Here is a 13257-nt window from a genome sequence, read left to right on the forward strand (position 1 = left end):
AGCGTGGCCGAACCCGAGTGCCGGTAGCCCCTCACCTTCCGAACCATGACCGTGGTCTGCGCCGGACGGCCAGGCGCGGCAGGTCGCGATTCCCGAGTGCGTGCCCTGCGATGTGGAATGGATGCCCTGCCACCTGTTCGAGCCGGGCGTTCAGGAATGGGTGCGCTTCCAGCGGAGGGACAGCGTCCTGGACACGGTGCGCGGGCGAGACCAGCCGATGCCGAAGCCTGACCTCCCGCTGACGTCCGCGCGGAACGACGGCTGCACATGGACATCCCGCAAGAGAGAAGGCGAACGTGGCTGACACCGACCTCGCGACCAGCAACTCGCCAACATCCGCCGCATCTACGGCCCGGAGAAAGAGGCCCTCGGTGTCCTGGCCACGAAGCCGGAGCGGCGGGCCCGATAGGGCGCCGTCGCGACGTGAGCCCCTGGCCTAGAGACTCTCCTCCTCAGCCGCCCGGATGGCGGCGGCTCACGACTCCTTGCGGCTGCGCCTATCCCCCTCCGGCCTCGTCGTAGGGGGCCCACCCCTTATCGAGTGCTGGACGGTCACGCCCCTGCCCTCGCGCAGCTGCGCGCGCAGCGCGGCCAGCGGATCGTTGGGCGCGGCCAGCGCCGGCACGGACGGCACCAGGACGAATCCGGCGACCACGCCGGAGATCACGTACTTCTTCATGCCGGGAGATCATTCCGGTCGTGGATCACGGCGAGAACACGGATCCGGCGGGGGCGGCGCGTCCGTGGATGATCCAGTAGCATCCCGGGTCAGCGGGCCTTTGGCAGGCCGAAGGAGAAGGCGGGACACCCCGCCTCCGGCGCCTCGGGCCGCGTGGACCCGAGGAGCCGATGGCGCGATGACGGCAGGCCGACCGATGCCCACGCAGGACGACGTGCTCGGATACTTCGACACGCTGTCGAACTGGGGCCGCTGGGGCGACGACGACGAGCTCGGCACCCTCAACCACATCACCGACGACGTCCGGCTGGCCGCGGCGCGGGCGGTGCGCCACGGCAGAAGCGTGTCGTGCGCGTGGGAGGTCGCCGTACCCAAGGACATGGAGCGGTCGACGACGGCCTGCCCGCGCAGCGCCGACATGCCGGGCGCCGAGAACATGCCGGTCGCCTTCCACAAGGACCGGCGCTGGGGGTTCTCCTCCGAGCGGCTCGGCCTCACCTTCCACGGCAACAGCCTCACCCACCTCGACTCGCCGTGCCACATCTTCTGGGACGGCACCATGTACAACGGGCGGCCCCACTCGCTGGTCGACGCCGAGACGGGCTCGTCGTGGGCGGCCGTCACGGCGGCGGCGAACGGGATCGTCACGCGTGGTGTGCTGCTCGACGTCGCCGGCGCGCGCGGCGTGCCGTGGCTGGAGCCGGGGGAGGGCGTCGTCCCCGGCGACCTGGAGGAGGCCGAGCGGCGCCAGGGCGTGCGGGTGCGGCCCGGTGACGCCGTGCTGCTGCGCACCGGTTACGGCCGCGCCCGCCGCGAGGCCGGTGAGCCGGGCGGTTTCCGGCAGGCCGGCTGGCACGCGTCCTGCCTGCCGTGGCTGCACGAACGGCAGGTCGCGTTGATCGCCGCCGACACCCCCCAGGACGTTCAGCCGTCGGGGTACGAGGACGTGCTGATGCCGGTGCACGCCGTCGGCCTCGTGGCCATGGGGTTGTGGCTGGTCGACAACTGCGACCTGGAGGCGTGCTGGGCGACGGCCGCCGAGCTCGGCCAGTGGGACTTCCACCTCGCGGTCGCGCCGGTCCGCTTCGCCGGCACGTCCGGCAGCCCGGTCAACCCGATCGCCACGTTCTGACCGACGTTCACGAGGCGAAGCACGTCACGTGGCGAACGGCCCCGAGCGGGAACGGCGAGCCCCGCTTGAGGTGCCGGCCGCGTCAGGGCCGACGCCCTGCACGGGCAGAGCGGCCAGGCCGCCGGCTTACTGGGCGCGCTCGGGAGGCGGGGTCGCCGTCGGAGCGGGCGGCCTGACCGCCGTCGTCGGGATCGGCGTGGCCGGCTTCCTGAGCTCGGGGGTGGACCTGCAACGGAACCGTTTCGTACGGTAAGCGGCTTCCCGCAGGTCGGGATGGGTGCCGGAGGGGACCCGTGTGAGGTCGTTAGCGTGCGTTCCCGTTCGGCCGCAGCTCGCCTCTGATCGCTGTTTCGGAGGTGGATCACCTGGTGGGTGACGCCGGGTGATGGTGATCTTCGTGTCCGGAAGTCCTCAGCAACGGACAAGATCAATTATGGCATTGTCGATTTCCGAAGTCGTAGGCACGGATCTGCACAGTCCTCTGCACAACCGTCGGGTGCCAGTGCCAGGAGCGCGGGTTCTACCAGCGGCTCAGTTCCTGTAGATGAGGCCGAGCTTCTCGGCTCCGTCCTTGCTCTCGCCGATCGTGTCCGCGTCACCTTCGGATCGCCGTCCCTCACTGACGCGATGATTTCGGCAGCTCGGATCCCAGGGACTTGCCCATGACCATCGATCACCATGCCGAACTGCATGGACGAGTTTAGAAGGCGTCCCTGGGTTTGCTGCGCGCATGGTGGACTCCTGGATACGGGCGGCGACCACATCGCGTCATCATGTCCGCCGATCTGCCGGCGCCACCGGGCTCTGTGGGAGGTCGACGGTGACGTCGAGGCCGCCGCTGGTCCGGGCGGTGACCGCGATCCGTCCCCGGTGGGCGAGTGTGACCGCGCGCACGATCGACAGTCCCAGCCCTAGCCCCGGGCCGTCGGTACGGACGCGGGTTCCCTGCCCGTGCACGAACGGTTCCAGCAGTGTCTGCGTCTCGTCGGGCGGGATGTGCCGTCCGGTGTTGGAGATGCGCAGGACGGCGCGCCCACCCGCCGTACTGGTATCGATGGCCAGGTGCCCGCCGGCCCGGTTGTAGCGGATGGCGTTGTCGGCCAGGTTGCCGATCATCCGTTCCAGCAGGACCGGTTCGCCGCTGACCGGTGCCGGCCGGAGCCGGGGTTGTACGGCGAGGTCGGCGGCTGCTGCCCGCGCTGCGGCGGCGTCGAGGGTGGCAGCCGTGATAGCTGCCAGGTCGACCCGTTGGCGCGCTCCGGGCCCGGCCTGGCTGCGCGCCAGCAGCAGCAGCCCATCCAGGACGCGCTGCATGTGCGTGCCACCGATGCCGCTGTACGTCTCCATCCCCGCACCGCCTGTCGGGCGGCCTGCTCCAGCCGCCACGGCCGAGCCCGTCGCGCCGCCCACACACCTGGACATCGAGGCGATCGGCGTGTCCGCACCGATCACCCAGGTCGGCCTGGACGCCGCCGGAGTGATCGAGCCGCCTCCGTTGGAGGAGACGAACCTGGTCGGCTGGTACGGCTTGGGCCCCGCCCCGGGCCAGGTCGGCCCGGCCGTCCTGCTCGGACACGTGGACACGCGTACCGGACCGGCTGTTTTCGCCCGCCTGCGAGAGCTCCGACCGCAGACCCTGATCACCATCACGCATTCGGACGGCACCAGCGAGAGGTTCCTCGTCGAGCGAGTCGAGAAGGTCGCCAAGACCTCGTTCCCGACCGCCAAGGTCTACGGCGCGACCCGGAATGCGGAGTTGCGCAACATCACCTGCGGCGGGGCCTTCGACCACCAGGCCCGCAGCTACGCCGACAATGTGATCGTGTACGCGAGTCTCCAGCAGACCAGCACTTGAGTGCCACAACGAGCCACGGGGGGCCGCCGCCAGTCGTCACAGTGAGCGCGCTCGGCGACCCAGTCCTTAAGGGGCTAGGGAATCTGATCGATCTCCGCTTCGGGCCGCAATGCCCGCAGCGGGGCCGGGTCGGCCGTCACGATGGGCGGCCCGCGACGGCGTGCCGCGTGAGCACTGGCGCCAGTCCTCCCGCCTGGACGACATCCGCGACGGCCTCGACGACCTGGCGCGCCTCCTGGTGGAGCTGAACATCACCAGCGTCGCGGTGCCTCCGCTGGGCTGCGGCAACGGCGGACTGCAATGGTCGGTCGTCCGGCCCCTCATCATCGAGAAACTCGCTCCCCTGGACATCGACATCCGGCTGTACCATCCCGGCACGCCCGCCGCCCGTGACATGATCACCCGGACGGTGCCGCCCGCTCTGACCACGCCGCTCTTGCACCTGATCGCCGGTCTTGCCCGCTATGTCACCGCGGCCTTCGACGCCGGTGTCACCCACACGCCACGGCTGTCGCTCCTGGAAGCGCACAAGGTCAGCTACCTGCTGCGAAGCAGTGGCCTCGACCTGAACCTGCGCTTCGACCCGCACCTGTACGGTCCGTTCTCGGCCGACACCATGCAGAAGGTCACCCGATCCACCGCCGACGACGTTGCGTTCAACCAGGCAGGGGACACCGTTCAGCGCGCCATCGTCGGATTCGAGTACCCCGAAGGCATGGAGCTCCTGGCGACCGTCCACTACCTGGCCACCCGCCCCGGGGGCACCACCGACGTCCCGGCCATGACCAGCCGGATTGCCGACTGGAACGAGCGCAAACGCCGCCTGTTCCGGCAGGCCGACGTCAGCGTCGCCCTCACCCGGCTCCGGCACGCAGAGCTCGTCGACGCCTGAAAACGTTCACCCCATGTGACGTTCACCCACTCGGCGCAGTGCGATAGTCCGATCAACAGCCGGCAGGCGCAGGCTTCAGCGCCGCGCTCACCGCTAACTCCCCTCGGGACGCACGCCGGCGCCTGTCGGACCTGGGGCAGCGTTGGGTGACCGGGCGTGTGGCTTTGACGCCCGCCGCTGACGCCTGTGCGTGGAGGCGTCCTTGGTCGTCGTCTCACCCGCCTGTTCAGGCCGCCGTCCTGTCCCGGCAGGGTTCGCGCATGATCGCCGTGGGAGAAAAGCAGCGGTGGACCGGCACGCATCACCACTATGGTGCCGATGTGGAGGATCTGGAAAAGCTCGTCATTTCCCGCCGTCTGCGAGTTCCCATCGGCAGCGTGCCCGCCGGCTCCGGGCAGGCCCCGCAGCAGTGGGGACAGGTCGCCGCGCGTCAGCTCGACGTCGCGCTGCTGAGTGTCGGCTTCACCTGCTCGGCGCCGTTGCTGGAACGCCTGTCAGAGCTGCGCGGTGAAACCGTCATCGATCTCGGCGTCCGGATCCTGGCTGCCGTGCGCACGCTGGTCGGCGACCATGTCGAGCACAACGCCTACTTCCTCGACTTTCCCAAGAACGTGCCGGACACGCTGGAGTTCTGGGCCGCTCTGCTGCGCGAGGCCATGCTCGACCCCGCCGCCGTGGAACGGCTCCGGCGCTCGTCGAGACCGTCCGCACTGAACCTGCTGGCGCTGCCCGGCTATGGCCGCTACCAGCACACCTACGCCGACCTGCTGGCCGCACACGCCGAGCTGATCCCGCTGGCCGGCGACCGGGTGACCGTCCTGGACCTTGGCGGCAGCCTGGAGTCGGAGACGCGCGAGCTCTACTTGTCGCTGGCGGGCTCGACGGTGCCGCTGTCGGCCGAGGACCTGGCCGCGCTGCGCATCCTGGCTGCCTCCTGCGCCGCCGTACCTGACACCATCCCGGTACGCGAGAACCGTGCCGTCATCAACGAGGCCCGCCTGGCAGACGGCCGTCCGTTGCTCGTCGACACGGTCACCGACGTGCTCCGACTCGCCTGCGCCGCCTCCGGCGGCGACGTCACGCTGGCCGCCCCGACCAGGTTCCGCTCCTTCCGCCGCGCCGAGCGCCGCGCCCTGCTGCAGGCCCTGGACGCGGTCGCCTCCCCCGCCAAGCTCGGCGACGTGCCTTCCCGCCGGGAGCAGTGGAAGCGGCTCGGCGAACGGCTGCACCCCCACGAATACCCGCAGCTCCCGCACGCCGCGCACGTCTTTGAAGCCGCGCGAGGCGCACGCCGCGTGAGCAGTCTCGACAGCCGGGTGGAGGCGGCCCTGGCGCAGGGACGTACCGGCGAAGCCGTCGACCTGCTGCGCAACGCGCCGGGCGCGCTGCTGCGCCGCCTGGACCACTTGCTGCGCACCGGCACCGCGGCGACCGCACCGGCATCCGTGCTGGAGCCCGTGCTGGAAGCTGCCGAGAAGGCCGCGGCGAGCGCGTCGGGGCGAGTCCTGCTGTCGCTGCGCGAGCACTTGACCAACCGGCTCATCCCCGCGCCCGGTCGCGTGTTCGTCAACCGGAACGGCCGGGCCTGGGCGACCGGCGACCAGCGGCCACCGCTGGCCGGCGACGTCGTGACGCGGGCCGCGGCCATCCTGGACGAGGAGATCATCCGCCGGCTGCCCGACCCCGGCCGACTGATCGTCGACCCCGAGATGCTCGACGTCGCCCTGCCGTTGTCCGCCAAGGCCGTCACTCCTGGGCTCGGCATGCTGCCGCGCGGCTCGCTCACGCGCGTGGACGGTGAACTGCTGCGCTTCTTCGTCTACTGGCGGCAGGCCGAGCAGCGTACCGACTACGACCTGTCCGCGTTGATGCTGGACGCTTCCTACGGCGCGCCCGAGCACATCTCGTGGACGAACTACGGCAACGACTTCGCCCAATACTCCGGCGACCTCACCCAGGCTCCCGACGGCGCGAGCGAGTTCATCGACATCCGCCTCGCCCAGGCGACCAAGCCGATCATCATCCCGCAGGTCAACATCTTCGCCGGCGAGGCCTTCGACGAGGCCACGGAGGCGTTCTTCGGCTACATGTCCAGGGACGCCGACCAGCAGGGCCTGCCGTTCGAGCCACGCACGGTACGGATGAAGTCCGACCTGCGCGGCGCGGGCCGCGTCGCGTTGCCGCTGGCCTTCCTGCGTGGTGACGACGGCGGCTGGCGGGTGAAGTGGCTGCATCTCTACCTCAAGGGCCACCCGGGGTTCAACCAGGTGGAGGGCAACCGCGTGACCACCGCTCTGCTGGTGCGCTCCATCGTGGAACGCGACCACCTGCGCGTACGCCACCTGGTCGACCTCCTGCGGGCCAAGCCCCAGACGGGGGATCACACCACCTACATCGGGCTGCATGCGCCGGCCGACCTGCCGCCCGGTGCCCGGGTGTACACACCGGCGACTCTGCACGAGCTGATCCCCGGCTGATAGGGTGATGATCGCGAGGCTATGGAAGGGCTTCCTTCTCACTTCGAAAAGTTCTCTAGCCTTTCCGCCTTCCTCGCAATACAAGGTGTGAGGCCATCCGAGGGCTTCCTTCTCACTGGGACCAGTGTGGGCCCCACAAGGGGCCAGCTGGCTGATCTAGCCCTCGGGCCTTCCTCACGCCCCCGACGCCCCCGACGCCTTCGGCGCCGGTGCCAACGCCTTCGCCTGGCGGCTGGGCAGCACGTCGGGCTAGCCCGCGAGCTGTTGCCCAGCGCCCGTGGCCTGGAGACGCGGCTACGGAAAGCTGTCGGCCGCGCTCGCCACGACATGGAGGACGTGGTCGCGCCGATGCCGGTCCGCGCCCGAGCAGGCGCAGCCCAGCGGGTCGAAACTGCGAGGTGCTGAGGACCGGTGTTGCACCGTCCGGCCCCCGTGCCGCCTCATCCTGAGCGTCCTGAGTACCGCCATCGAGCTGCTCGGACATCACCCCGCTGCCCTCGTACGTCGCCCCTTTTCGGGGCTGGCGCCCACTTGCTGCACGACTGAGAGTCGCCAAAGCTGCCGTTCGCCAACGGCGTGGCTCCGCCTTTCACCGAAGGGCGCACAGCGCGACCGCTTCTTTCCGTCCCCCTGCTCAGCGATTCAGGGATCAGACGCCATGTTGATGACTTCTCAGTCCAAGGAGTGCTGTGGGCGCAGAAGCAGTCATTGCTCTGGCTGCAGCAGTCATTGCCCTCGCGGCACTCTTCGTTGCGATCTTCGAGGTTCGCGCTACGCGTCGCCACAACCGACTGTCCGTACGCCCAGTCCTCCAGTGCCGAGTAACTCTTCGCGAGGGGGAACCATCGGGCCTGTCGATCACAATCTCATGGTCACCACGAGGTCGCCCGGATGGCGGTCCCAGCCGTAAGCCCGCCGCTCGAAGCGCCCCCTCGTCCTCAGAGCGGGCCTCGCCCCAGGTCTTCTCGCTGGAGGGCGCCCGACGGGATCGACTCCGGCGGAGGAAGGCCCCGCCCAGGACGAGGTACTCGTGGTGCCACGGCCTCTTCAGCTGGAAGCGGCTGGGAGCTCGGCCAGGAACTCCTGCAGGCATTTTGCCGGTACGCCCACGAGATGTGGGCGCGGCCTGTCGCAGGAGGGTGAGCGGCCAGTTGGCGGAGAAGCGGGCTCGTTCCTCAGCAGGAGGCAGGCCACCTGAGGGGTGCTCATAGTTGACGGCATGACGCGCAGATCCTTACGGCGGCCCCTCCCCCGCACCCTCACCGCGGGAGCCCTCGCCATCGCCCTGATCGCGAGCTCCGGCTTCACGCCCGCGAACGCCGCTCCCATCACCGACGTCCCGCTGCTCGACGACTACGACGCCGAATCGCTGGCGAACCTCCCCACCGTCGGCGGTCTGAGGTACCTGGCTCAGCGGTACGCGCCGACCGACACCTGCCCGCCGACCGGCACCGGGCCGGGCGGGCCGCTGTTCTGGGGGGAGGACAAGCCCGTCCAGTTCCGCCAGGGCGTCCCCCGGCCGGGACAGAGGATCGTGAAGATCGTCATCATGGGCGATTCGTACATGTCAGGAGAGGGGGCGGGAGACTACTACAACAGGCGCGGCTTCCTTCCCGAACCCCGCGAGCCGGGAGGGCTGGGAGGGGAGACCTATCCAGCGGCAGGGCACACCGAGGACGACTACACCGAGGACTTCCGTCACCGTTCGGCGAACGCGGCGGTTCTGCAGGCCATCGACCTGCTGCGCCGGGCCAACCCGGAGGTCTTCTTCGACGTGCGGTTCAACGCCTCCTCCGGCGCCGCCAGCGAGCACTTCTTCGTGGGCCAGAACGATCACTCCCGCGTCAATCCGCCCCAGAACCAGGGAGTGGACGAGGCCACCGACCTGGTGATCTCCGGCTTCGGCGGCAACGACGTCGAGTTCGGACCCATGCTGAAGGCCGTGCTCGACGATCCCGTCGACATCAGCAACATCGAGGCGCGCATCCGGCCACTGCTCGACACCACCCGCACCTCGCAGCAGGAATGGGACGACTCGCAGCCGCCGCGCCCCCCATTCGTCCGCCCGCTGACGCAGCCCGCCACCTTGTCGGCCAGGCTGGTGCAGCTGGTTCGGGCGATGCACGCCGCCTCCAACGGCAGGACCAGGGTGATGATGGTCAACTATCCGCAACCCGTCAAGGTCGGCCTGCACCCGGGCGGCCTCATGGGCTGGCTGACGAACATGTGGCCTTATGCCTGGACCAGCGCCGCGCAGCTGGCTCCCCAGCTGACCGCCTCCGTCAAGAAGGCGCAGCAGGTCCTGGCCGACCACGGGATCGCCGCCGACGTGCTGGACCTCGAGAACGCCTTCGCCGGCCACGAGCTGGGGACCAAGACCCCCTACATCCGCAACGTCAACTGGAGACTGGCCGCGGCTGGGGACGGCCTCAACCAGATGCAGCAGACAGGACATCCCAACCAGGAGGGGCAGAAGGCACTGGCGGGCCACTACGCCCTGATGATCGCCGGTGAGCTCGGGCTGCGGCTCAAGGCGTCCGACGGGGCGCCTCCACCGGCCAGGGCGGCGCAGCCGTGCGACCCCGACCACAGCGACCGTCACTATCTGCCCGCCAAGGCCACCCAGAGCGGCGGGTCGACCGGCGGCACCGGCGGCGGCGGAGGAGGCGGCGGCACCAGCACCCCCAACGTGGGCCCGCGTTCGACCATGACCTACGTCAACATCGACCCGCCGCCCTTCCATCCGGCGCCCCAACCCAGCTCACAGCCCAGCACACAGCCCACCCCGGGCACGGGGACGCCGGACCAGACGCCGCGGTGGACCATCTATCCGGTCGACACCATCCAGCCGACCAACCCGCCCATCTCCTTCGACCTGACCCAGCCGCTCCCCTACCTGTGGCCCGTGGGCGGCGGATCGAGCCCGTACCGCGACGTCTACGAGGTGAAGATCAACGCCGCCCAGCTCCTGCAATGACGATCGCCACCGACCGGATCCGCGCCCGCTGAAGCCGATCCCGAGAGCTCCCTGAGCTCGGCCGCGCCGGCCGCCGGGGGCTCAGGAGCTCCCGGGCGCGGGCCGCCGCACGAGGGCGCGCCGCGAGCCGTCGGGAGCCTCGGCCCACCCGGTGATCTCGCTCTGGGCGTTGACGGCATTGGCCATCGTGGCGGTGCCGGTCGCCGGGTTGGGCAGCAGGGCCGATGCCACGTCGGGGGCCCAGACCGCCGCGTGGGCGGCACTGCCCGCCTGGGTGCTGCCGTCGGCAGGTCGGCGCGGCAGAACCGCTGGTCGCCCAAGTCGGCGACGCGGGGCGCGAACCGGTAGCCGAGCATGGAGAAAATCCGCACCGAGGCGGCCGATCAGTGCGCCGAACAGGAACGCCAGGCCGCCACCGAGGCCCGTGCCGAGACCACCGCGGTGCGGGAGCAGGCAGATCGACGGTGAGACCGGCCCTGACCGCGCGTCCCGGGCGTGTGGTTCTGCTCGGGTCAGCTCTACGCGGCCCGCGGGTCCGCGGAGCAGGAGCGCCCGGCGCCGCCCGACTGGGTGCGCCCTGACGGCAGCGTCGACCTGGCCGCCGCCCCCAGCCAGATCCCCGTGTACGACTCCGCGCCGTCCTCCCCCTCCGGCAGGACGCTCGCCGGGCACGTGCCGGTCCGGGACATGTTCGCCCCGCCCTCCACGCCGCCCTCGTCGCTCCTCCGTTCGCAACGGCCGCTCCCGGCCGGCGTCGTGGTCACCACGACCCCCGCACACCGCTGAGGAGAACATCATGCGAAGTCACCCCCGGACGCCTGGCACGACAGGCCGGCGGGCCCGCCGCACCCTGTGCGCCGTCGCCGCGACCGTCCTGGTGCTGATCACCTCGGTCGCCCCGGCGCGCGCCGAGGACGGCCGGGCCAGTAACGAGGACTACGTCTACCGCTCCAACTTCCTGTGTGTCAGCGTCCACGCCGAGGTGCGTGACTTCAGCAGCATCGACGCCGGCTCGTACAAGTCGACCTGGGTGGACACCTGGGCACCGAACGGCACCATCCCGTGCGGCCGCCAGTGGCCGCTGCCCGCCGGCTACCTCGCGGTACGGCTGATCGTGCTCGTCTACAACTTCGACCGGCAGGAGTGGGGCACCTGCTCGGGCATGGACTCCGGCTTCCACTACACGCGCCCGACGAGACCAGCCACGCCGACTGGTACATGTGGGACGGCTACGGCTCCAACCCCGCCCCCTGCGGCACCGCCTGGTACGCCTCGCTCGGCTTCGGTTACGCCTGGAACGGCTCGTGGTACGGCGGCTACCTGCCCTCGGGCAACGTCTGGCTCACCTCCAAGTACGGCCTCCAGGCCAAGACGCCACCGGCGCAGCCGCCGCGCCCGTCCTGGATCAACGGCGAGGGCGGGTTCGACCCGGGCGGGCTCCCGGACCGGCTGCCGCTCATCGGCGCCGACGGCAAACCCAAGCGCACGGGCTCGGGCGCCGTCGCCACCGTCGACAGCGCGACCCTGTTCGGCCCGCCGCCCACCCGCCCGGCGGGTTAGGCCGGACGACCGAGCCGCCCCGCGACGGGCAGCGTGAGGGGCATGCTCAGCCCTCCCCCAGGGTCTCCTCGGGGGAGGGGGCCGCTCATGGCCTCGGCCGGCCCGCGCGGCAGGGCGACCCCGAGCCCGACGCCGGAGTGGTTGTCGGTTGCCGAGCCGCTGGAAGTGCTGGAAGACACGGTCGTACGCGTCGGGCGGGATGCCGGGACCGCGGTCGATCACCCGGATCTCCACCTGGTCGCCGTGGCTGCTGGCGGTGATCAGGACCGGCTCCCCGCCCCGGCCGGCCTGCTCTGTACGGCTCGTTCGAGGAGATGGTCGAGGCCAACCGGCGTGCGGCCAAGGACGGGTGAGCCAAAGGCGCCGCATCGCCGAGGCTGAACGCAAAGGATGGCTCGGCGAGATCGAAGGGGCCACGTGAGCGATCGGTCCCCCGGTGTTCGTCACACTGGCCGACCGTGAGCGCGAGCTCGACGAGCTGAGCACCGGTCCTGTCCAGCGCCACCCACACCGCCGAACGGCTACATCAGGACCTCGAGCGCAGGGAGTCAGCCAAAGACATGCTGGCGGAAGGTGTCACGGATGGCCATGAGCGGGTCGCGGTCGCGGGTGAAGTAGAGCTTGTTGGTGAGCAGGACTGCCCATCGGTTCAGTCCCGGTGACACCCACATGGCCGTTCCGGTGAATCCGTAGTGGACGTGGACGTCGTCCTGCGGGCTGGTGCCGGGTGCGGGATGCCAGAAGAGGCCGCGCGCCGGCGTGAGAGCGCCGGTGTTGACGCACAGCGACTCGGCGACCCAGGTGGGGCCGAACCCGACATGGGCCGGATCCGGACCTGGGTGCAGGAGGTTGCGCAGGAACGCGGCCAGGTCCTGCACGACAGAGAAGACGCCGGCGATGCCGCACACGCCGCCCAGCAGGCGAGCGGAATAATCGTGAGCAACGCCCTGGAGGTGGGCTTCGGTGTCAGGGTCGAACTCGGTCGGCGCGCACCGGCCCCCGGTGTACTCGACGGCCTGGCCGGGTGGGCGGTGCAGCTCCTCGTGGAGGACACCTTCGCGGATGACCTGGGGGTCGGTGCCGTAGGCCCGCAGGTTGGCCCGCAGCGGGACGCCGGCGGTGTGGGTGAGGAGCTGGCGGGCGGTGACCTGGCCGAGCGGATATCCGGCGGCCTCAGGCCAAAAGGTGGCCACAGGGTCGTCCAGCGAGAGTTGCTGATCGTGCCACAGGGTGCCGATGACCGCCCATACGGCAAGGATCTTGGTGAGGCTGGCGACATCGAAAACCGTGTCGAGGCGCATCGCCGCCTGGCCCGGGGCCATCGCTCCGTGGGCGCCGCTGTCGAGTACGGTGTCCGCGTCGCCGATCGCCCAGACCGCGCCGGGGTACACCTGCTCTCGCACCCCGGTTTCCAGGAGCCGGATGATCGATCCGTGGGTGTCTGCCATGGTTGATTCCCTGGTCCGGGCGAGTGCGTTGTGATCAGCGTAGTGAGGAGTCTGGGGGGCCGCAGGTGTACCGGGAGCGTGTCAGGCGATGTCGTTGTCGAGCTTGGCCAGCGCGACTGCGGTGGCTGACGGCGGGAAGTGCGCGGCGTTGCGCCGGCCGGCCTCGCGCAGGTCGTTCGAGATCCCCGGATCGCCTTGCAACTCCTTCAGGACCTTGGCCAAGGCCAGAGGGTCGCC

The 13257-nt window shown here is 70.4% G+C and carries 12 protein-coding genes and 1 pseudogene; 7 read left to right on the forward strand and 6 right to left on the reverse strand.

Annotation, left to right across the window (positions count from 1 at the left end; all coding sequences use genetic code 11):
* Positions 1 to 475 precede the first annotated feature (475 nt).
* Positions 476 to 679, reverse strand: a complete 204-nt coding sequence (locus tag ACIBK9_RS12050; protein ID WP_397157417.1) for a hypothetical protein — start codon at positions 677 to 679, stop codon at positions 476 to 478.
* A 178-nt stretch (positions 680 to 857) separates the two neighbouring features.
* On the opposite strand from ACIBK9_RS12050, the gene ACIBK9_RS12055 reads away from it, so the two are divergent.
* The gene (locus ACIBK9_RS12055) at positions 858 to 1811 is read left to right on the forward strand and encodes a cyclase family protein (protein ID WP_397157419.1); all 954 of its coding nucleotides are present in this window, start codon (positions 858 to 860) and stop codon (positions 1809 to 1811) included.
* A gap of 771 nt (positions 1812 to 2582) precedes the next feature.
* Here the strand turns inward: ACIBK9_RS12055 and ACIBK9_RS12060 are convergent.
* Positions 2583 to 3158: a sensor histidine kinase gene (locus ACIBK9_RS12060; protein WP_397157421.1), complete on the reverse strand. Its 576-nt coding sequence runs from the start codon at positions 3156 to 3158 to the stop codon at positions 2583 to 2585.
* On the opposite strand from ACIBK9_RS12060, the gene ACIBK9_RS12065 reads away from it, so the two are divergent.
* The 4 genes from ACIBK9_RS12065 to ACIBK9_RS12080 all read left to right on the forward strand — a co-directional run bounded on the left by ACIBK9_RS12065 (position 3139) and on the right by ACIBK9_RS12080 (position 10012).
* The gene (locus tag ACIBK9_RS12065; RefSeq protein ID WP_397157423.1) at positions 3139 to 3666 is read left to right on the forward strand and encodes a class F sortase; all 528 of its coding nucleotides are present in this window, start codon (positions 3139 to 3141) and stop codon (positions 3664 to 3666) included. The two genes, ACIBK9_RS12060 and ACIBK9_RS12065, sit on opposite strands and share 20 nt — an antisense overlap.
* A 160-nt stretch (positions 3667 to 3826) precedes the next feature.
* Entirely contained in the window at positions 3827 to 4558 is a 732-nt protein-coding gene (locus ACIBK9_RS12070; RefSeq protein WP_397157425.1) for a macro domain-containing protein, read from the forward strand.
* A 320-nt stretch (positions 4559 to 4878) separates the two neighbouring features.
* Complete coding sequence (locus ACIBK9_RS12075) at positions 4879 to 7035, forward strand: hypothetical protein (protein ID WP_397157427.1); 2157 nt, start codon at positions 4879 to 4881, stop codon at positions 7033 to 7035.
* A 1219-nt stretch (positions 7036 to 8254) separates the two neighbouring features.
* Positions 8255 to 10012, forward strand: coding sequence for a hypothetical protein (locus ACIBK9_RS12080; RefSeq protein WP_397157429.1), 1758 nt, complete (start codon positions 8255 to 8257; stop codon positions 10010 to 10012).
* Positions 10013 to 10093: 81 nt separating this feature from the next.
* Here the strand turns inward: ACIBK9_RS12080 and ACIBK9_RS12085 are convergent, their stop codons facing one another.
* A complete protein-coding gene (locus tag ACIBK9_RS12085) occupies positions 10094 to 10243 on the reverse strand; it encodes a hypothetical protein (RefSeq protein ID WP_397157431.1) in 150 nt (49 codons plus the stop codon).
* Between the two features lie 264 nt (positions 10244 to 10507).
* Between ACIBK9_RS12085 and ACIBK9_RS12090 the strand changes: the two genes are divergently transcribed.
* Together ACIBK9_RS12090 and ACIBK9_RS12095 are read left to right on the forward strand one after the other, a co-directional pair.
* Positions 10508 to 10798 (forward strand): hypothetical protein, encoded by a 291-nt coding sequence (locus ACIBK9_RS12090; protein ID WP_397157433.1) that lies wholly within the window; start codon positions 10508 to 10510, stop codon positions 10796 to 10798.
* A 357-nt stretch (positions 10799 to 11155) separates the two neighbouring features.
* Complete coding sequence (locus ACIBK9_RS12095) at positions 11156 to 11572, forward strand: hypothetical protein (RefSeq protein WP_397157435.1); 417 nt, start codon at positions 11156 to 11158, stop codon at positions 11570 to 11572.
* Positions 11573 to 11782: 210 nt separating this feature from the next.
* On the opposite strand, the pseudogene ACIBK9_RS12100 reads toward ACIBK9_RS12095, so the two are convergent.
* The 3 genes and pseudogenes from ACIBK9_RS12100 to ACIBK9_RS12110 all read right to left on the reverse strand — a co-directional run.
* Positions 11783 to 11941: pseudogene (locus tag ACIBK9_RS12100) on the reverse strand (hypothetical protein); the annotation flags it as partial.
* Between the two features lie 179 nt (positions 11942 to 12120).
* On the reverse strand, positions 12121 to 13020 hold the full coding sequence (locus ACIBK9_RS12105) for a serine hydrolase domain-containing protein (protein ID WP_397157437.1): 900 nt from the start codon (positions 13018 to 13020) through the stop codon (positions 12121 to 12123).
* A gap of 81 nt (positions 13021 to 13101) precedes the next feature.
* Entirely contained in the window at positions 13102 to 13242 is a 141-nt protein-coding gene (locus tag ACIBK9_RS12110; protein ID WP_397157439.1) for a hypothetical protein, read from the reverse strand.
* Positions 13243 to 13257: the final 15 nt, after the last annotated feature.

The sequence above is a fragment of the Nonomuraea sp. NPDC050227 genome (assembly GCF_044459705.1).
GTDB lineage: Bacteria > Actinomycetota > Actinomycetes > Streptosporangiales > Streptosporangiaceae > Nonomuraea.